We start from the raw sequence: 20,358 nt of genomic DNA, 5'->3' as shown, positions 1-20,358 counted from the left end.
CGAAGCGGAGGCACTCCTTCAACTATGCCGGATCGGGCCTTCAAGCCTGGTGCGCTTGCCTGCGAAGCGCCGGCAGCTGGAAACGGCGCCGGTGAAGGGCTTGCGGCGCCACCACTGTCCTGCGGCCGGACGGCAGCAGCCGATGCCAGTCGACCCGTTCGCCGGCCAGCCATGCGGCCACTGCCTTGTGGATGTCCGGCTGGACCGCCGTGCCTTCAGTGAGGGCCGATCCAGCCCCCCGCAGCCGTTGCATCAATTCGTCTTTGGACGTGGCAAGAAAAGCCGCCCGCCGTTGCTGTTGGGGCATGCCAACGGTGAGCGTAAAGGAGATGTCCGGCAGGGTGGCCGGCGGGCCGCCTTCCAGCCACTGGACCATCTGTTGCGTACGGGCGGACAGGCCGGCCTCGTCCTCAGCGGACAACAGGATGGGATACGGCGTGTCGGCGCCGCTTTCGCTGACAGGCGCTTGACCGAGCACCACATGCGCGTTGCAACCGCCCAGCCCGTAGGCATGGACGCCGGCCATCAGCGGGGCGCCGGCGCTGAATGCACCCAGCGGCGCGTCGGTTTGGAGAACCCGAACTGCGCGAGGACGCAGTGTTTCGTCCTCGATCAATGTACGGTGCGAGCGGGTGGCCGGCATGACGCCTTCCTTCATGCCCATGGCCACCTTGATGATCTGCGATAGTCCGCCGGCGGCTTCCAGAAAGCCGATATTGCCTTTGACCGAGCCGACTTGGATGCCATCGGCGAACACGTTCTGGAAAGCCAGCAGTTCGCTGAGATCGCCGCTGCCGCCATTGCCATGTGCCTCGACATAGCCGACGGCCTCGGGGTCGATGCGATGGCGGCGATAGGTATGCCGGATCAGCTCGGCCTGTGCGGAAGCGCTCGGGCGGGTGAGCCCGCCCGACGTTGCGCCCTGATGGTTGACGCCGCCGCCAAGGACGACGGCGTGGATCGTGTCGCGGTCGCGAATGGCGCGGTCGAGCGGCTTGACGACAAGGGCGGCGGCGCCTTCGCCCAGCACTTGGCCGCGCGAATCCCTGTCGAAAGGCGCGCTTTGCCCCGACAGGCTGAGCAGGCCGAGTTCCTGCAGCCTGACCAGACGGCTCGGTTCCAGAAGCAGGCTCACCCCGCCGACGATCGCCTGCTCGCACTCACCATTCCTGATTGCCTCGACCGCGCGGTGAACGGCGACCAGCGCACTTGAGCACGCCGTATCCACGACCTCGCTCGGCCCGCGCAGGTCCAGCGCATAGGAGATGCGATTCGGCACCATCGTGTGGGCACTGCCGGTCGCCAGATACATGCTGGAGATATCGTCCCAATCCCCGGCGCGCGCATAGAACTGGAAATCCGGATTGTAGACTGCGACGAAAACCCCGGTGGTCCGCCGCGCGAAATCGGCGTGATCGTAGCCGGCATTCTGCACGGCCAGCCACGCTTCCTCCAGCATCAGGCGCTGATGCGGATCGATCGTCTCCGCCTCGCGCGGGGAGATGCGGAACAGCGCATTGTCGAAGGCGAATATATCGTCCAGCACGCCCATTTTCGGCACGCGGATGCGGTCGTCGCCGCACCAGTCCCAGCGTTCGCGCGGTGGTGGCGAGAAGAGATCGGCGCCCTCGATGAGGGAGCGGTGATACGCTTCCGGGCCGACGCTGCCGGGAAAGCGGCACGACATGCCGACGATCGCCATCGCCGCCGGAGCCCCGGCGTCAATGTCCTGTTGTTGCGAGTCCTGGCTTTCCGATTGCTTCTTCATGCCGTCGGCCGCTCAGGCTTCCACCGTTTCGAAGCTGTGCTTGAGCTCGGCGAGATAGGGCAGGTTCAGGCGAATATCGGCGACGGTCGGGCCATAGTCGAGCAGGCAGGCGATCTCGTCGACGCCGGCTTCCGCGGCCGTCAGCGCGAACCGGCGCGTATCGGCGACCGTGCCGAACAGGGCGGCGGTGCCGAAATAGCGTTCGAAAGAGTATTCGGCCATCTTGTCGATTTCGTCGGCCGAGAGCTGATGCCCGACATCGACGGCCCCGCCTTGCAGGTGGCTTTTCAGGCTGGTCTTGATGTAGTCCAGGAATGGCCCCCGAACTGCGCGATGGACGGTGTCCATGTCCTCATGGACGAATGTATGCAGCATAAGGGTGACGGTGCCCGTGGCGGGATCGAGCCCAGCGCTTTCCCGCCCCTGCCGGTAGAGCGTCACTTTCTGCGCCAGCTGTTCGAGCGAGATGCCGGAGAGCATCGTCAGCACGTTCATGCCGAGCTCGCCGGCCTTGCGGAACGATTCAGGCTGCTTGGTCGCGGTGAGCCACAGGTTCAGCTCGGGCTGGACCGGACGCGGATAGGTGACGATCTGCGTCGGTTTCTGCGCGCCATTGGGATAGGACATCGGCCGCCCCGACCAAAGGTTGCGGATTTCGTCGATGCGGTCGAACCATAGGTCGCGCAGATTGGCGAAGGCGCCCGGCGCCAGCACGAAATCATTGACGTTCCAGCCGCTCGCCAGGGCAAGATCGACGCGGCCATTGGAGAGGTGATCGACCACCGACCACGATTCCACGATGCTGGCGGGATGATGCAACGGCACCACGACGCTGCCGGAGCGCAGCCGGATGGTCCTGGTGATCGACGCCAGATAGGCAGCAACCACCGCCGGGTTAGGGTAGATCCCGCCCATCGTATGGAAATGACGTTCCGGGATCCACACCGCCTCGAAGCCGTGCCGGTCGCCATACTTTGCCATTTCCGAAATGACGGCATAGGCGCCTCCAGCTTCCTCGGGATAGGAGTTGGAGAAGAAGATCAGGCTGAACTTCATGATCGGTCCTCGATAACCGCATCTCCGGACCCGCCGGGACAGGTTGCGACAGGCGACAAATCACGCCTTGCCGCAAGGGCGGAGAAGCCGGTCCGGCTCTGGACCGGACCGGCTTGCCGCATCAGAACGCCGGTTCGACCGAGTCGACGTTTTCCTTGGTCACCACGGTCAACGGAATCGGAAGGCGGTCCTTGACCTCCTTGCCGTCCATGATTTCGGCCATGGTGTTGATCGCAAGCTTGCCGTCCTCGACGGGCGACTGGACAATCGTCGAGTACATCTCGTCAGTCTTGATGGACGCGAAAGCGTCCTTCTGCCCGTTGATACCGACGATTGGCGGCGCCTTCTTGGACGGGTTGGCCTCCTTCCAGGCATCGATGAAGCCGCGGGCCATGGTGTCGTCATTGGCATAGACGCCGCTGATCTGGTCGCCGAAGCGGGTGATCAGGTCGCGGCTGACGACGAGGGCCTTCTGCTGGTCGAAGTCGGCATTGACCGTGTCGAGAACCTTGATCTCGGAATTGGTCTCCTTGAGACGGTCGTTGAAACCGTCGACACGGCCGATGGTCGTGCCATTGCCGGCCTGGCCGGCGATGATGACGACGGAGCCCTTGCCGTCCAGCGCCTTGCTGAGCGAGTCCGCCGCAAGCTTGCCTTCCTCGTAGACGTCCGGACCGGTGAACGACTTGATGAACGGCTTGGCGTCGTCACCCATGGGTGAGTTGATCAGGATCGCCGGGATGTTCGCCTGCTGCGCGCGGGCGAGGCCGGGGATGTATGCCTGCGGGTCGAGCGGCCACAGGATGATGCCGTCGACCTTGCGGGCCACGCAGGTGTTGAGCTGCTCGGTGCCCTTCTGCACATCGAAGTCCTGGCTGAGGCTGAGGACCTCGATGCCGAGTTCGTCGGCGCGCGCCTGAAGCGCCTTGTTGGCCGGCGTCGCATAGGCATGCGAATCCGCCGCGGTCACATAGCAGACGGTCTTTGCGCTGGCCCAGCCTGTCGATGCCAGCACCACCGCCATGGCGGTGATGTGGAGCATGCTTCTCTTGCCAATCATACGTTTCCTCCTTGAGTGATTGGATTGTCGCGAACGAGCGCGGGGCGTGTGCCCGGAGCCCTCCCCTTGGTAGTCACGGCCCGATCGAGCACGACGAGCAGGATCAGGATAAGCCCGGATACGACCTGCTGGACGTATGCGGGAATGGACTGGAACTCCATTGCGATGGTCAGCGACCCGATGGTGAGCACGCCGCCCAGCGTGCCGAGCGCGGATCCCTTGCCACCTTCGAGGCGCGTGCCGCCGACCACGACCGCGGCGATGACGGCGACCGTCAGTTCGGAGCCGAAAACTGGCGAGCCGGTATTGGTGACGAGGCTCTGGAGAACGCCGGCCAGCCCGGCCAGCGTGCCGGCGAAGACGAAGCCGAGAAAAAGGATGCGATCGGAAGCGATGCCGCTGTCTTTGGCCGCCACCGGATTGGAACCGACAGCGAAGACGTTGCGGCCGGGCACGGTGCGCGTGAGCCAGAAATGCAGCAGCACGATGAGCACGATGAAAAGCGCGCTGCGGACGGTGAATATCTCCAGGAAGACCTGCGCGAACGCCAGTGACAACATGATGTCCGTGCCCGTCACAGGCTGGCTGTTGGTGATCCAGTGCGCGAGGGAGCGGAAGATCAGCATGGTCGCCAGCGTCAGCACCAGCGAATTCACCTTCAGCCCGGCGACGAGCAGACCGTTGATCGCACCGGCCAGCGTGCCGACCAGAATGCCGACGATCGCGGCGGGCAGGACGTCGATCTCACGCTGCAGGATGACGGAGACGATGCCGGCAAGCGCGAAGACCGCGCCGCCCGACAGATCGATCTGGCCGGCGATCAGCAGCACTGTCAGGCCGATGGCGATAAGCCCGATGGTCGCCGCCCGGTCCAGGCCGAGGCTGAGGGTCGACGTCGCAAGGTAACCGGGAACGACCAGCGAGGAGATGATCAGCGTCAGGCCGAGAATGATGGCGACGCGATGCTGCGAGATGAGTGCCAGGAAACGCATCACGCTCCTCCCCTTTTGCGCAGGGCCGCGTCGACGCCGACAGCGCCGACGATCAGGGCGCCGAGCACGAAACCCTGGATCGGCGTGCGGACGCCGTTCAGCACCATGACGTTGGTCAGGAGCTGCACGAAGATAAGTCCGGCGATGGCGCGCGGGACGGAGCCGAAGCCGCCGATGATCGAAACGCCGCCGACGACGACCGCGGTGATGGCGCTGAACTCGTAGCCTGCGCCGATAAGCGGGCGTGCGCTCTGCAGCGTCAGGCCGAGCAGGCCGCCGCTGATGCCTGAAGCCAGCGCCGTTATGACGAAAGCGCCTGCCTTGACCGCCTTGACCGGGACCGCGCTGGCCTCGGCCGCGCTGTAATTGCCACCGGTTGCGAGCGTCCATCGTCCCCAGAAGGACCGCGACAGCAGGAAATGGCCGACAAGGGCGATGGCAAGAAAGATCAGCACGACGACCGGAATCCCGAACAGCCGCCCCTTGGCGAATTCGGCCGAGGCCGGGTTGCTGCCATAGACGATGACGCCGCCGACAGCCGCCTGGACTATGCCGAGGCTGATCGTGCCGACACCGAGCGTGGCGATGATGGGATTGATGCCGATATATCCGACCAGCACCCCGTTGAGCAGGCCGATCAGCCCGGCAAGGCCGACCGCGAGGACGAAGGCCGGCACGGGCCCGATCATCGGCTGCAGCCCGAGCGACAGGATGGCGCCGCAGGCGATGGTGGCCGGCACCGAAAGGTCCGCCAGGCCGCCGGCCACCAGCACGAACGTCATGCCGACCACGACGATGCCGACGATGGACATCGACGTCAGCACGTTGAGCAGATTGCCGGCGGTGAAGAAGGCGGGACTGACAAAGGAGCCGTAAAGCACGACGGCCAGAATGGCGAAGCCAAGCCCTGCCTTGGACAGCATGTCGGCAAGCTTGCTGCCGCGGGTAAAACGGTCGTTGCGGGTCACGCCGCTGATCTCCATGGCGGTATCGGTCACGCTATCTCCTCCCCGGTCGCCAGCGCCATGATGCGTTCCTCGCTGAGTTCCCTGCGGACCAGCGGCTGGGAAGCATGTCCGTCGCGCATGACGACGACGCGGTCGCAGACCCCGAGGATTTCCGGCAGCTCGGACGAGATCATGACGACAGCCATGCCGCCGGCGACGAGCTGGCCGATGATGTGGTGTATCTCGGCCTTGGCGCCGACATCGACACCGCGCGTCGGCTCATCCAGGATCAGAACCCGGGGATTGGCGGCAAGCCATTTGGCGATCACCGCCTTTTGCTGGTTTCCGCCGGACAGGAGGTTGATGCGCCTTTCGCCGTCGGGTGGCGAAATGGAGAACTGCTTCACATAGCCTGCCGCCAGCGAGCGATCGGCGCTGCGCCTGATGCGTCCGAACCGGGTCAGGCGCCGCAAGATCGGCAGGCTGATGTTTTCGCGGATCGACATGCCGGGCACGATGCCGTCGCCCTTGCGGTCCTCGGGCACATAGGCGATCCCCGCCTTGACCGCATCCGAGGGAGAGTTGATGGAAACCTTCCGTCCATTGACGCTGATCGACCCCTCGATCAGCGGGGACAGGCCGAAAATGGCCCGCGCGACCTCGGTGCGGCCGGCCCCGACCAGGCCGGTCAGCCCCAGAATCTCGCCGGCTTTCACATCGAAGCTGATGTCGCGGAAGCGGAGGCCATCGCTGAGGCCATCGACACGCAACACGGAGTTGCCGATTTCGGCGGGGCTTTTCGGGAAGACGTTGCTGACCTCGCGCCCAACCATAAGCCGGATCATCCCAGCGGCCGTTATGCCATGGATCGGCCGCGTCTCGATCATGCTGCCGTCACGTAGCACCGTCACCTCGTCGGCGATCTCAAGCACTTCCTTGAGCCGGTGGCTGATGTAGACGATGGCGATGCCGTCGTCGCGCATCTTGCGCAGGATCCTGAACAACGCCGCCGTCTCATGTTCGCTAAGGCTCGATGTCGGCTCGTCCAGGACGATGATCCTCGGCTTCGCCGCATAGGCCTTGGCGATCTCGACGAGCTGCTGCTGGCTGATCGACAGGTTTCCGAGCCGCTCGCGCGGGTTGATGGCCGCGCCCAATTCGTCGAGAACCGCGGCAGCCCTGGCGATCATCTCGCTCTTGCGCAAAAGACTCCACCGGGCGGGCATGCGGCCGAGATAGACATTCTCGGCGACTGTGAGGTCGGGGACCAGGTTGATTTCCTGGTGCACCATGCGGATGCCGAGCGCCTGCGCATCAGCGGGCCGGCGCATGCGCACTTCCGAGCCGCCGACATGGATCGTGCCGCTAGTGGGCGCATATGAACCGTTGAGCACCTTCATGAGCGTCGACTTGCCAGCGCCGTTCTCGCCCACGACGGCATGGACCGTGCCGAACTTCACGGAGAAGTTGACGTTGGACAGGGCCTTCACGCCCGGAAACGTCTTGCTGATGCCTCGCATATCCAAGGCGCAATCGGCTGCAGTCATGTCTGGCTAGGTTCCTCCCTGGCAAGATAGCCGCACAATCCGCAGAGGAGATTTACGCGACCGGAGGAGACTATTGCACTAATATAACAGTTCTGACAAGCTGGAATTCAGTCGTTTTGGGCGCTGTTCAGCGCTGGAACGACACCCATCGGGAGGCAGGTGCATTCCGTTTGACATTCTAATATAATCTTATCATTTCAGGTCAACAAAACTCGGGATTTCCCATGGACCTCGACCCTTCGACTCTGAACCGGGCCCTGCCGCTGCGCGACCAGATCTACTACAAGATCCGAAACATGATCGTCGTCGGGCGGCTGAAACCCGGCGACGTCATCAATGAAGTGGCCATCGCCGAAGCCCTGGGCGTGTCCCGCACACCCGTGCGGGAAGCGGTAAAGCGCATCAGCGACGAAGGGCTGGTCAAGATCCTGGCGCAGACCGGAACCTATGTCGCGCCCATCAGCCGGGCAGATCTCGAAGAAGCCTATGTCATCAGACGGGCGCTGGAGATGGAAAGCGCAAGGCGCGCCGCCGACAAGCTGACGCCTGTCGCCAAGGAAACGCTGGAAGACAATATGGCGGCGCATCGCCTCGCCATATCGCGGGGCCGATACGCCGTGGCAATCCAGCTCGACGATGTGTTCCATCGCACCATCGCCGAGATTTGCGGCATGCCGATGATCTGGAGGGCGGTCGACATCTCCAAGGCGCAAATGGACCGAGGCCGTTATCTGGCGATCCCGAAACCCGGCTATGGCGAACAGACGATCGAGCAGCACGAAGCGATCCTGGACGCGCTGGAACGCCATGACGCCGAGGCTGCCGCTCAAGCCATGGAGCATCACCTCGAGACGTCGTTCCGCAACACGCTCGACGTCGCGGCCGAACTTCTCGGCTGACGGTCGGACCAGCAACGGACAGGGCAATATGAAGCGAATGGGGCTTTGCATCGGCGTGAAAGCCGAGGCACTCGAGGAATACAAGCGGGTCCATGCCGATGTCTGGCCGGAAGTGCTGGACGTCATCAGCCGCGCCAACATCCGCAACTATTCCATCTTCCTGCGCGAACCGGAGAACCTCCTCTTCGCCTACTGGGAATACCACGGCAGCGACTTCGCGCGTGACGCCGAGCTCATGGGCGAAGCGGAAGCGATGCAGAAATGGTGGAAGCTGTGCGACCCCATGCAGCATCCCTTGCCGACCCGCGCCAAGGATGAGTGGTGGGCTGCCATGGAAGAGGTTTTCCATCTAGACTGATCCCCGGTATCCGGATCGCGCCCCCGCAATTCACCACGTTTCCCGGGCCAGGCGTCGTGGCCCTCGTTCGCCGTGGTACCCTTGCCGACCAGCCCTCACCGCCCCGTCGCACAGTTCCGCTGCGCGGCTTGACCATTGTCATTCTATTATATTAGTATTCAGAATCATTTTTGCGCATCCCGGCCCCCTGCCGAGCGCCTTTTCAGAGTTTGGGTAATGACGCGGTTCATCAAGCTTTCGGACGCCGATAATATTCTGTTGGCAGTCGATCCGTTGAAGGTCGGAGACAAGGCCGGTGAGGTGGTCGCCAGGGCGCGCATACCGCGCGGCCACAAGATGGCGCTGCGCGATATTCCGGCGGACGAGGCGATCGTCAAATACGGCCAGACCATCGGCTTCGCGCGCGTGCCCATCGCCGCCGGCGACTGGATCCATGAGCACAACGTCTACCTGCGCGATTTCGAGCGCGATTATGGATTTGGCGCAAACGTCAGGGACACGCCTATGGTTTCCGAGGCGGAGCGCGCCACCTTCATGGGCTACCGAAGACCGAACGGCAAGGTCGGCACGCGCAACTACATCGCCACCCTGACATCGGTGAACTGCTCGGCCAGTGTCGCGCGCTTCATCGCCGACGAGATCAACCGGTCCGGTGTCCTGCGCGACTATCCCAATGTGGACGGCGTCATCTCACTGGTCCACGGCACGGGCTGTGGCATTGACGTCAACGGGCCGGCCTACGATCTGCTGAAGCGCACGCAATGGGGTTTCGCCACCAACCCCAATGTCGGTGGCGTGCTGATGGTCGGCCTTGGCTGCGAGGCGTTCCAGATTCCGCGCTGGATGCAATCCTACAATATCGAGGAAAGCACGACCTTCCGCACGATGACGATCCAGGAGACCGGCGGCACCCGCAAGACCGTGGACGCGGGCGTCAAGGCGATCATGGATATGCTGCCTGTCGTCAATACCGCGGAGCGCACGCCCCAGCCTGCTTCCGAACTCGTGCTGGCGCTGCAATGCGGCGGTTCCGACGGCTACTCGGGCATCAGCGCCAATCCGGCGCTCGGCGCGGCCGTCGATCTGTTGGTCGCGCAGGGCGGCACGGCTGTGCTTTCGGAGACGCCCGAGATCTACGGCGCCGAACATCTTCTCACGCAGCGCGCCGAGAGCCGCGAGGTCGGCGAGAAGCTGATCGAGCGCATCCGCTGGTGGGAGGACTACACCGCCAGGCACGACATGGAGATGAACAACAACCCATCACCCGGCAACAAGCTGGGGGGGCTGACGACCATCCTGGAAAAATCGCTCGGCGCATCGGCCAAGGGCGGCACGACCAATCTGCGCGCAGTGCTGGAATATGCCGAGCCGATCAACGAACGCGGCCTGGTCTTCATGGATACGCCCGGCTACGACCCGGTCTCGGCGACAGGACAGGTCGCGGGCGGCGCCAACGTTCTCTGCTTCACCACCGGACGCGGCTCCGCCTTCGGCTGCAAGCCGACGCCGTCGATCAAGCTCGCTTCGAACACCTTCATCTACGAACAGATGCGCGACGACATGGACATCAACTGCGGCGACATACTGGACGGGGTGACGCTGGCGCAGAAGGGCGAAGAAATCTTCGCCGAGATCCTGCGCGTCGCCTCCGGAGGCCGCACCCGCTCCGAAGGCCTGGGCTATGGCGACAACGAGTTCGTGCCGTGGAGCCTCGGCGCGACGATGTAGCAATCAGCGCGACCTGAGCGGGATGCGCCCGTTCAGGTCTCGCGTAGGCTTCAGGAAACCAGCCCCTTGCTCCTCAGCGCCTGCCACAGTTCGTCTGGCAGGGGCCTTTCGAACCATTCGACATTCTGCCGGACTCGATCGGGGTGCTTGGCGCCGATCAGCACCGAGGTCACTGCCTCGTGCTGGAAGGGAAACTGGATGGCGGCTGCGGCGAGCGGCACGTCGAATTCGTCGCAGACCTCTGCAAGTGCATCCACCTTGGCGGCAACCGCCTCGGGAACGTCCTTGTAGTTGAACTTGCGGTTGCCGGCGTTTCCGGCGGCAAGAATGCCTGAGTTGAAAACGCCGCCGATGACGATGGACATGCCGTCGCGATGCGCCTTCTCCAGCAGTGTATCGGCATTCTGCTCCAGCAAAGTGTGGCGGCCGGCGAGCAATGTGCAGTCCAGGCGCGCTTCGCCCATGGCGTCCAGAACCACCTCGGCTTCATTCACGCCGAGACCGAAGCCGCGGATGATGCCGGCGTCCCGCAAGTCCGCCAGCGCGCGGAAGCCGCCGCCCCTGGTCAGTGCGTCCCAGTGGAATTGCGACGCGTCGGTATGCGTCAGTTTTCCTATGTCATGGACGAACAGGATGTCGATTTGCGATCGGCCCATGCGCTGCTGGCTGTCGTCGAAGCTGCGCATGATCGCGTCATAGGAATAATCGAACACCTCGCGGAACGGCAGGCCGTTCTCCCAACCGGCGTCGAGCGGGTTCTTCTCCGCAGCGGGGGGCAGGATGCGGCCGGGCCGCTCGCGCGTCATCAGGCGCCCGACCTTGGTGCTGACCACAGCGGGTGCAGCCGGAACCTGCTCGCGCAGGAAATAGCCGAGCATGTGTTCGGCGCGCCCCAGCCCATACATGGGCGCGGCGTCAAAATAGTTCATGCCGGCATCGAGCGCGGCCCGCAAGGTCGCCATACAGGTTGCCGCATCCACCGGCGCATAAAGCCCGCCCAGCGACGCGCAGCCCATTCCGAGCGCGGTGATCTCCAGACCAGTTCCGCCCACGGCGCTCTTTTTCTCGACCTTCACAGTCCCTCCAATCCTGCAGGCCCGAAAAATCGCATCGCCTGCTTGTCGGAGTTGTTACACTAATATAATGATCCCGATCAAGCCTTGCGCTGGCGCCTTGATGCGGCGTGGAACCGGCGTGAGGAATTGGGCCGGCACCCGTCCGCGGGTCGCTGCGGGTCTGCGAAACATCTTAGGGAGAGCGCGCGCGACATGAACAGGATCGATCTTGAGGGCGAACACGCCGTGGTAACGGGCGGCGCACAAGGCCTCGGCTTTGCGATGGCGAAGCGCTTCGTCGCTTCTGGTGCAACCGTCACCTTGTGGGACCTGGACGAGGCCCGGCTCGAAACCGCGAAGAAGGAACTGGGCAGCGCCGCATCGACCGAAATCGTGGATGTGGCTGACTGGGCTTCCGTCGATGCGGCGCGCGCCAGTACGGAAGGACGCGCCGGCAAGATTTCGATCGTCGTCAATTCGGCGGGCATAGCCGGCCCGGCCGCGCCGCTCGATACCTATGACATCGAGACGTGGAAGAAGGTCATCGACGTCAACGTCAACGGCACCTTCTACGTCAACCGCGCTGTGGTTCCGGGCATGAAGGCGCGCAATTACGGGCGTATCGTCAACATCGCCTCGGTGGCCGGCAAGGAAGGCAATCCCAACGCCGCCGCCTATTCAGCATCGAAGGCCGCGGTCATCGGGCTGACCAAGTCGCTCGGCAAGGAGCTCGCCCAGTACGACATCGCCGTCAACTGCATATCGCCGGCCACGGCGCAGACGCGCATCCTCGAGCAGCTGACGCCGGAGCATATCGAGTATATGCGCTCGCGTATTCCGCGTGGCCGTCTGCTCGAGGTCGACGAGGCCGCCGCCATGGTGGCCTGGCTGGTCTCGAAGGAAAACAGCTTCACCACGGCTTCGACCTTCGATCTGTCGGGCGGACGGACGACCTATTAACGGCACGCCGCCGCGAACACGATCGCGGCGAATGTGTGCGTCAGGCCGGCCGTCTTCGAGGCGACGAGGATAGCCGGTGATCTGGAGGAGATGGAAGTAAGCATGGTCAGGGAAACCAAGTTCGCGGCAAGCGTCATCATCCCGACGTATAACCGTCAGGAAATGCTCTATCAGAACCTGCAGTCTCTCAAGGCGAGCTCGATCTCAAAGGACGATTTCGAGATCATCGTCGTCGATGACGGCTCGTCGGACAACACGCTCGACGTGGTCCGCAACTTCACCGACAGTTGCCAGATACGCTACGTCTATCAGCAGGACAGCGGCTATCGAGCCGGTCGCGCCCGCAATCTTGGTATCGAATTGTCCGAAGGAGCCGTCTGCATTCTCCTTGATTGCGGCATCGTCGTGTCCCAAGGCTTCGTTCAGGCCCACATCGACGCGCACGCGAAGCCGAACTCCGTCGTGCTTGGTTATCTCTACGGCTTCTCGAACACCGACGACCATGCCGAGGAACTCGACGCCGCGATCGCGGAAATGAATCTTGCCGACGTCGATCGGACCATCGACAAGCTGCGCCAGACCGGCCGCTTCCCCGATTTGCGGGAGGCAACTTACGCGGCTTGCGCCGACAACATGTCCGCCCTGCCAGTGCCATGGTCGATCGCCTGGTCCGGCAACATCTCCGTCCGGCGCGACAGGCTCGGCGACCGCTTCCGCTTCGATGAAAACTACCGCACATGGGGCGCCGAAGACATCGACTTCTCGCTAACGCTGTTCGAGAGCGGAGCGCAGTTTTCGATATGCCGTGACGCCTGTGGCATTCACCTGCCGCATTCGAAGTCGCATGAGGTCAACTCGCGCTCGTCCCGGCCCAACAAGATCTATCTGCACAGCAAGTTCAAACGGCCGGAAACCGAACTCTTGATCGACATCCAGTCCTGGGAGCTCAACGCACACCTGATGCGCCAGGCGGCGAACGTCGCCTGACCGCTCCCGCAAGTCCTGAAAGGTAATAGGAAATGAAACTTCTCCGATACGGCGCGGCCGGTTCAGAACGGCCCGGCCTGCTCGACGGCGACGGCCGCATCCGCGATCTTTCCGGCATTGTCGACGACATTGGCGGGCGCTGGCTGGCGGACCTGTCCTGGACGCGCTCTCTCGATGTTGCGAAGTTGCCGGTCGTCGAAGGCGAGCCGCGTCTCGGCCCGTGCGTGGCCGGCACCGGAAAATTCATCTGCATCGGGCTGAACTATGCCGATCATGCCGCCGAGTCCGGACTGGAAGTGCCCCCGGAACCGGTGATCTTCATGAAGGCGACCTCGGCCATCTGCGGGCCGAACGACGACGTCGTCATTCCACGTGGATCGACTGCCACCGACTGGGAGGTCGAGCTCGGCGTCGTCATCGGCAAACCGGCCAAATATGTTTCCGAAGCCGAGGCCTTGGATCATGTGGCAGGGTATTGCGTCATCAATGACGTGTCCGAACGCGACTTCCAGACCAAGCGCTCCGGACAATGGACCAAGGGAAAATCCTGCGACACGTTCGGTCCGATCGGGCCGTGGCTGGTGACGCGCGACGAGGTCGCCGATCCGCAGAAGCTGAAAATGTGGCTGAAGGTCAGCGGCGACACGAAACAGGACGGTTCGAGCAGTACGATGGTCTATGGCGTCGCTCACTGCATCAGCTACCTGTCGCAATTCATGACGCTGCATCCCGGCGACCTGGTTTCCACCGGCACGCCGCCCGGCGTGGGGCAGGGGTTCAAGCCGCCGCGCTATCTCAAGGCGGGCGACGTCGTCGAACTCGGCATCGAGGGGCTCGGTGCGCAACGGCAAAACGTCCGCGCCGACACCTGACGAGCAGACCGGCTTCGCGCCTGCAGAAGCCGGCTTCTCAAAATGGAAAGCGGCCGCTGTCTCTAGCGGCGGCTTGCCGACGCTGCCGAAACCAGTTCCGCCAGTTCGCCGAACGACCGCGTGAAGATGTCTTCCATTTCCGGGCGGGTGCCGAATTCGGTCTCGATCCGCCCGGCCAGAACCGGCGCCACCAGTGAATCCCCGCCGAGATCGAGGAAGTGGTCCTGCGACCCGACGCTCTCGCATTTGAGTATGACGCGTGCCAGTTCCAGGATCCGCTCTTTTACCGCGTCGGGGTCTGTCGCAGCCGTGCTATCCATTGCCTGTTGCTCCTGTCGTATCTTTGCGGCTCCTCGTTGGCTCGCCGCCTTCCGGTTTCCACAGGCAACCCTGGTATTCCGTGCCTGTGAGGATCGGTGCTACCGGCGTCAGGACACGCGCCACATGGGCTTCCGCGTCGTCGCGAAACAGGTCACGGCCTATGGCTGAGACAAGCTGCGGAATACCAAAACGCATGCCGCTGACCTCGCCGGGATTACGGCCGTTGGAGAGCATCGCACCGGCACTGAAGAAATGGATGTTCCGCAGATAGGGCGCCGTGCCGGCTTCCTTCTCGGTGAAGGCGAAGCCGGGCGTCAGATAGGGATAGCGCGCCAGGTCCGCATTTTCCTGGCCCGGTTCCGGATGATAGCGGTCGCGCCACAGTGCGATCCGGTCGACGATGGTGGCTAGCTCGGGACGGGTGGACAGGTCGACGCTGTAGCCTGTGCCGGCAATCACGAAATCAAACTCAGGGTCGCTGTCGCGTCCGGCCAGGGTCAGGTGGATCGCGCCATTTTCCGCCCTGAGCTTCGGGTCGCGCGCGCCGAGATGCAGATAGAAAGACTCGAACCGCTCGACACGGCGTACCGTGTCGGGCACCGGCCCCTGGGCACGCCGGCAAAGGATGCTCATGATGCGCCAACGGTCGGCGTCGGACAACTCGCGGTAATGCTCGACGGAACCGGGAAAATAAAGCGTCCGCATCAGCGAATACCGCTCGATATCGTCGTGCCGGCAAAACATGTGCACGGCAGCCGCACCATTCTCGAGGGCGGCCGCCGCGGTATCGAAGGCGGCTGAGGCGGCCCCGAATATGGCGATGCGGCGACCTCGCAGCCGTTCGAAATCGAGGGGCTCTTCGGTGTGGGCATAGAACTGCTCGGGCAGGTGATGCCTGATGAAGGCAGGCACGTTGGCGTTGCCGCTGCCGGCGAAGCCGGTGGCCAGCACGATTTTCCGGCAGACCTCTTCAATCGGACTGCCGAAGGCCGACATTTTGAGCCGAAATCCTTCCCCGGCGGGTTCAATGCTCTCGAGGCGTGTATCGTACCGTACCGATATGCCCGTGGCTGCGCGGTACCACTTCAGATAGGCGGCCCATTCGAGCCGGGGGATGAACGTCATGGCGGCGTAAGCGGCTTCGCCGTGCCGGGCTTCGTACCAGGCCTGGAAGCCGAGTTCCGGTATGCCGAGTTCGGGTCCCGGCAGCGTCTTGGGCGAGCGCAGGTTGTTCATCCGCGCCGTCGTCAGCCAGACGCCCTCCCGGCCTTCGGAAGCGGCGTCGATGACGGTCGTCCTGGCGATCCCGGCGCGCCGTAGCGCGAAGGCGATGGCGACGCCGGACTGGCCACCGCCGACGACCGTCACGTCATGGTCGGTGCCCGGGCGCTCCGGGACCCAGTTATCGGGAGCCACCCCATGAAGCCGCAGGGCCCGGGCGACCGCCTCTTGGTGTATGGCGATGGATGCCGCCCGCTCGTTGTCGGACAGGTTCCCGTTCAACTCACGGACATTCACGCCCATCCGCCTCAATCCTCCCGGAACCTGACGACGCGGAATTGCTCCGCGACACGCAGCAGCCGACTGCCGCTCGCGGCCTTGTCGCACTTGTCCTTCCTATTACACTAATATATTAGAACTGATCAAGGCGCTGATGCGGAGCGGTGTCCCATTTGCTGAGGAGGAGCAAAAACATGCACAAGCGTGCCGAGGTTCGACCCGTCGACACAGGTGAAAAGCCGTTTCTGCTTGAAAGCATCCAACAGGCTTACTGGGTCGGGCAGACGGCCGCGCTGGAGCTCAGCATACCGGCGAGCTACTACGTCGAAACCGACATTCCGGCCGATCTGGCCGATGGATTGACGCCCGCCTTGCGGCGCGTCATCGAACGGCATGCCATGCTGCGCGCTGTCATCACACCCTCCGGTGAGCAGCAGGTGCTGCAGGACGTCGGCACCTACACCATCGACATACAGGACCTGCGAAAGCTCCCGCAAAGCGAACGCGGCCTGCGGATCGATGCACTGCGGACCGACATGCAGGCAAGGGAGTTGCTGTCCGGAACGTGGCCGCAATTCGATATACGCGCCACGCGCACCGATGCGGGTTTGCTGCTGCACATGCGCTTCGCGCTGTGGATGATGGATGGCTGGAGCTTCCATATACTGCTTCAGGAACTGCTGGCGCTCAGCGCGAACCCGCAAGCCGTCCTGCCGACGCCGGACATGTCCTTTGCCGACTATGTGGAGGCGCAGGGCGAAACGCGCCGGGGAGCGCGATGGCAAAAGGCGTGGGACTATTGGCAGCCGCGCCTGGCTGATTTTCCAGGCCCGCCGGCGCTTCCCTTGAGCCGTGCGATGGGGGAGGGCCAGCCGCCGCGCTTTCGTCATCTCAGCCGCACGGTGAACGCCGCCGACTGGAAAAGCATTGTCGACATCTGCGCCAGAATGCGGGTCACGCCCAGCATGCTGGCCTGCGCGGTCTATACCGAGGTTCTGTCGCGCTATGCCGGGAGCCAGCATTTCGCCATAACCATCCTGCATTCCGGCCGCTTCCAGCACCTGCCGAGATCGGCCAACGTGTTCGGCAACTTCGGCACCACCATCCTCCTGGAAGTGGACGCGTCGCGCGATTGCACCTTCCTCGACCGTATCAAGACATTGCAGCGGCAGTTCTGGCGTGACAGCGAACGCCTGGAAGTTAGTGGCATGGACGTTTCGCGCGCCATGCAGCAGCGCGCCGGCACCGGACCGGGCGTCAGCGTGCCGGTAACCTTCACGGCTGTCACACCGGCCACCGACGGCGATGGACAGGAACGGCCCCGCGCCCGCATCGATCACGCCTCCGCCCGCCTGGAGGTGCCGCAGGTCTATCTCGATCACCAGATGCATCTTTGCGACGATGGCTCCGTCGTCTTCAACTGGGATTATGTCGAGCAGATATTTCCCGCCGGCTTCGTGCAGGAGCTTTGCGACGCGCATCACGACCTGATTTCCCGGCTGGCCAACGACGAACAGCTCTGGCACCAGAAGGAGCCGGGAACGGACAATCGTCGCGCCCCCGTTCCGGCCGCGACGCCGGCTTGCATCCTGCAGCGGCTGGAGAAAACCTTCGACCGGCAGGCCGTCGATCATCCGGACAGGATTGCCGTGATCGCAGGCGAGCGCGCCATGACCTATGGCGAGTTGCGCCAGCGAGCCCTGGCCCTTGCTGCCGAACTCGCCCGCAAGGGCGTCAAACGCGGCGATCTGGTCGCGGTTTCGCTGACAAAGGGTTGGGAGCAGGTCGCCTCCGTGCTCGGCATCCTCTACGCCGGCGCCGCCTATGTGCCGGTCGATCCCGAGCTTCCGGAAGAACGCCGCAAGCTGCTCGTCTCCAGCAGCGGAGCCCGCGTCGTGCTGACGCAGCAAGCCCTCGACCGGCCGCTGGCCTGGCAGCCCGAGGTCGTCCGCATCGCGATCGATGCCCTTGCGGCAAGCAGTACAGACCATGTCCCGGGGCCGTCCGGAGACGTCGGCGATCTCGCTTATGTGATCTTCACCTCGGGCTCGACCGGAATTCCCAAGGGCGTCATGATCGATCATCGCGGCGCGGCGAACACCATCGCGGATCTCAATGACCGTTATACGGTCGGACCGGCAGACAAGGTGCTCGCCCTGTCTTCGCTGAGCTTCGACCTGTCGGTCTATGACATTTTCGGTACGCTGGCGGCGGGCGCCACCATCGTCATGCCCGATCCCGGGCGCACCAAGGAAGCGTCGCACTGGCGCGAGTTGGTGCGCCGGCATGGCGTGACCATCTGGAACTCGGTTCCCGCCCTCATGCAGCTCGCGGTCGAAGGCACGCAAGGCGCCGCAATGCCGTCGCTGCGGCTGGTGATGCTCAGCGGCGACTGGATCCCCCTGAATTTGCCGGATCGTATCCGTCCGGCAGCGCCCGGGGCGCAAATATACAGCCTTGGCGGCGCGACAGAAGCCTCGATATGGTCTGTGCTCTACCCGATCGCCGCGGTCGATCCCGAATGGCGCTCGATCCCTTATGGCCATGCAATGGATCATCAGTCGATCCACGTTCTCGACGCCAATCTCATGGTCTGTCCGCCCTGGGTTCCGGGCGATCTCTACATCGGCGGCATCGGCGTCGCGCTCGGCTATCTGGGCGACGAGGCCAAGACGGCGGCCAGCTTCATTATCCATCCAGTCACGGGTGAACGGCTCTACCGCACCGGCGACCTGGGGCGCTATCTCGGCGACGGCGAAATCGAGTTCCTTGGACGCAAGGATTTTCAGGTCAAGATCCAGGGCTATCGGGTCGAATGCTCGGAGGTAGAAGCTGCCTTGCTTGCCGGCCCGGAGCTGCAGGCCTCCGTGGTCTCGGCTGCTGCCGACAGCGCCGGCACGCGGCATCTCGTGGCCCATATCGTGCCGAAAGCGGATCGCCGGAATATTGATATCGCTGCGCTTCGCGAGCGGCTCCGCGCGAGTTTGCCGGCCTATATGGTTCCGAGTTTCTTTGTCGAACTGGACCGGCTACCGCTCAGTGACAATGGCAAGGTCGTGCGTTCTGCCCTGCCCAAGCCCGACTTCGGCTCGCGCGAAAGGACGGAGCGTGCTTACGAACCGCCTCGCGACAGCCTTGAAGAATCCATAGCGGCGTTGTGGCGGGAAGTCCTCGCTACAAGCGAGATCGGCCGCAACGACAACTTCTTCGCGCTCGGCGGTTCCTCCTTCGCCGGCATGCGATTGATGGCGAAGCTGGAAGAGCGCTTCGGCCGGACCATGCCCTTCGCCATGCTGGTCAGCCATCCGACGCTGGCGGAAATGGCGGAGGTAGTGCGCGGCGAGGCGGGCGTGCCCGATGCTTCCCTCATTGTGCGTATACGCGCAGGCGATGACGGCGCACCGCTGTTTTGCGTTCATCCCATTGGCGGCAACGTCATGTGCTATGCGCCGCTGGCGCAAGCGCTTGAGCCCGGCAGGCCGATCTATGGCATTCGTGCGCCGGGCCTTGCCTCGGATCGGGAGACCCCGCTCGCTTCCATCGAGGAGATGGCCGCCCGTTACGTCGATGAGATACGCTCGGTGCAGCAAGATGGACCCTATCACCTCCTCGGCTGGTCGCTTGGCGGGTTGGTGGTGCAGGAGATGGCGCGCAACCTCGCCATGGAAGGGGAAACCCTGGGGCTGGTGGCGATGATCGACAGCGCCGTGCCGAAGGCGCCATCTCCGGCGGCGGAGCCTTTGCCACCGGTCCGCTTCCAACGGTTCGCCAACGATCTGGCCGCCGTTGCCAACCTGCAGCTGGACGGTGCGGACCATGAGCTTGGAAACCTGTCCGACGAGGCGCGTTTCGCCTGGCTGGAGCGCCGGATGGAACAGGCTGGCATTGCGATGACCGGCGCGGCGATCAAGTCCGTGTACGATGTCTTTCAGGCGGGCTCCGAAGCACTCGACGCGCACGCGCCACGCAGCGTCGATGCCGGGGTGCTTCTGTTTGCAGCGGACCGAAGGCCGGACGCCGCCTGCATGCGGCAGACATGGCGCACGCTGATGCCAGGTATCGAGATCATCGCCATGGACGCCGACCACTACACCATCGTGAGAGCGCCGATGATCGATGCCATCGCGAAAAAGATAACAGCCGTAATGGCCAGGACCGAGGCCTCGGAACCAAGGCACGCGAACGCCAAGCCCAAGGCGCATTCAGGGGGCCACGGAGATCGCGCGCAGCGGCTCGGTTGAGCAGCGCGCATTTCAGCCGGATCGTACCATGGGCCACAGAACGCCATTCAACCCGAACGCCGGCGGT

General features: G+C 63.7%; 16 protein-coding genes. 7 read left to right on the top strand and 9 right to left on the bottom strand.

Annotated elements, in window-relative coordinates:
- Positions 1-40 precede the first annotated feature (40 nt).
- The 6 genes from ASD44_RS14825 to ASD44_RS14800 all read right to left on the bottom strand — a co-directional run bounded on the left by ASD44_RS14825 (position 41) and on the right by ASD44_RS14800 (position 7,370).
- Positions 41-1,768, bottom strand: a complete 1,728-nt coding sequence (locus ASD44_RS14825; RefSeq protein WP_056113512.1) for a polyketide synthase — start codon at positions 1,766-1,768, stop codon at positions 41-43.
- A gap of 12 nt (positions 1,769-1,780) precedes the next feature.
- A complete protein-coding gene (locus ASD44_RS14820) occupies positions 1,781-2,824 on the bottom strand; it encodes a MupA/Atu3671 family FMN-dependent luciferase-like monooxygenase (RefSeq protein WP_056113509.1) in 1,044 nt (347 codons plus the stop codon).
- A 121-nt stretch (positions 2,825-2,945) separates the two neighbouring features.
- Complete coding sequence (locus tag ASD44_RS14815; RefSeq protein ID WP_056113505.1) at positions 2,946-3,884, bottom strand: sugar ABC transporter substrate-binding protein; 939 nt, start codon at positions 3,882-3,884, stop codon at positions 2,946-2,948.
- A complete protein-coding gene (locus ASD44_RS14810; protein ID WP_056113503.1) occupies positions 3,881-4,876 on the bottom strand; it encodes an ABC transporter permease in 996 nt (331 codons plus the stop codon). The genes ASD44_RS14815 and ASD44_RS14810 overlap by 4 nt, the downstream gene beginning before the upstream one ends.
- Entirely contained in the window at positions 4,876-5,874 is a 999-nt protein-coding gene (locus ASD44_RS14805) for an ABC transporter permease (RefSeq protein ID WP_244478779.1), read from the bottom strand. The genes ASD44_RS14810 and ASD44_RS14805 overlap by 1 nt, the downstream gene beginning before the upstream one ends.
- On the bottom strand, positions 5,871-7,370 hold the full coding sequence (locus tag ASD44_RS14800; RefSeq protein WP_056113501.1) for a sugar ABC transporter ATP-binding protein: 1,500 nt from the start codon (positions 7,368-7,370) through the stop codon (positions 5,871-5,873). The genes ASD44_RS14805 and ASD44_RS14800 overlap by 4 nt, the downstream gene beginning before the upstream one ends.
- 224 nt (positions 7,371-7,594) lie before the next feature.
- Between ASD44_RS14800 and ASD44_RS14795 the strand changes: the two genes are divergently transcribed.
- The 3 genes from ASD44_RS14795 to ASD44_RS14785 all read left to right on the top strand — a co-directional run bounded on the left by ASD44_RS14795 (position 7,595) and on the right by ASD44_RS14785 (position 10,355).
- Entirely contained in the window at positions 7,595-8,269 is a 675-nt protein-coding gene (locus ASD44_RS14795; RefSeq protein ID WP_056113498.1) for a GntR family transcriptional regulator, read from the top strand.
- Between the two features lie 28 nt (positions 8,270-8,297).
- Positions 8,298-8,627 (top strand): L-rhamnose mutarotase, encoded by a 330-nt coding sequence (locus ASD44_RS14790; protein WP_056113495.1) that lies wholly within the window; start codon positions 8,298-8,300, stop codon positions 8,625-8,627.
- Positions 8,628-8,843: 216 nt separating this feature from the next.
- Entirely contained in the window at positions 8,844-10,355 is a 1,512-nt protein-coding gene (locus ASD44_RS14785; RefSeq protein WP_056113492.1) for an altronate dehydratase family protein, read from the top strand.
- A gap of 50 nt (positions 10,356-10,405) precedes the next feature.
- Here ASD44_RS14785 and ASD44_RS14780 read toward each other — a convergent pair whose 3' ends face one another.
- The gene (locus ASD44_RS14780) at positions 10,406-11,371 is read right to left on the bottom strand and encodes an aldo/keto reductase (protein ID WP_082542574.1); all 966 of its coding nucleotides are present in this window, start codon (positions 11,369-11,371) and stop codon (positions 10,406-10,408) included.
- Positions 11,372-11,623: 252 nt separating this feature from the next.
- Here ASD44_RS14780 and ASD44_RS14775 point away from each other — a divergent pair, with 252 nt between their 5' ends.
- The 3 genes from ASD44_RS14775 (at position 11,624) to ASD44_RS14765 (ending at position 14,229) form a co-directional block, all read left to right on the top strand.
- The gene (locus tag ASD44_RS14775; RefSeq protein ID WP_056113487.1) at positions 11,624-12,370 is read left to right on the top strand and encodes an SDR family NAD(P)-dependent oxidoreductase; all 747 of its coding nucleotides are present in this window, start codon (positions 11,624-11,626) and stop codon (positions 12,368-12,370) included.
- A 102-nt stretch (positions 12,371-12,472) separates the two neighbouring features.
- Positions 12,473-13,357 (top strand): glycosyltransferase, encoded by an 885-nt coding sequence (locus ASD44_RS14770; RefSeq protein ID WP_056206834.1) that lies wholly within the window; start codon positions 12,473-12,475, stop codon positions 13,355-13,357.
- Positions 13,358-13,389: 32 nt separating this feature from the next.
- Complete coding sequence (locus ASD44_RS14765) at positions 13,390-14,229, top strand: fumarylacetoacetate hydrolase family protein (RefSeq protein ID WP_056113480.1); 840 nt, start codon at positions 13,390-13,392, stop codon at positions 14,227-14,229.
- Between the two features lie 62 nt (positions 14,230-14,291).
- Here the strand turns inward: ASD44_RS14765 and ASD44_RS14760 are convergent, their stop codons facing one another.
- Positions 14,292-14,549 carry a phosphopantetheine-binding protein gene (locus ASD44_RS14760; RefSeq protein ID WP_056113478.1) on the bottom strand — a complete coding sequence of 86 codons (258 nt, stop codon included), beginning with the start codon at positions 14,547-14,549 and terminating at the stop codon, positions 14,292-14,294.
- Positions 14,542-16,074 carry an NAD(P)/FAD-dependent oxidoreductase gene (locus ASD44_RS14755; RefSeq protein WP_056113474.1) on the bottom strand — a complete coding sequence of 511 codons (1,533 nt, stop codon included), beginning with the start codon at positions 16,072-16,074 and terminating at the stop codon, positions 14,542-14,544. Before ASD44_RS14755 ends, ASD44_RS14760 begins: the two co-directional genes overlap by 8 nt.
- 170 nt (positions 16,075-16,244) lie before the next feature.
- Here ASD44_RS14755 and ASD44_RS14750 point away from each other — a divergent pair, with 170 nt between their 5' ends.
- Positions 16,245-20,291: a non-ribosomal peptide synthetase gene (locus tag ASD44_RS14750; RefSeq protein WP_056113471.1), complete on the top strand. Its 4,047-nt coding sequence runs from the start codon at positions 16,245-16,247 to the stop codon at positions 20,289-20,291.
- Positions 20,292-20,358: the final 67 nt, after the last annotated feature.

The sequence above is a fragment of the Mesorhizobium sp. Root554 genome (assembly GCF_001427025.1).
GTDB lineage: Bacteria > Pseudomonadota > Alphaproteobacteria > Rhizobiales > Rhizobiaceae > Mesorhizobium.
Note: the sequence above shows the minus strand (reverse complement) of the source record. Positions and strands in the feature narration are given on the sequence as shown.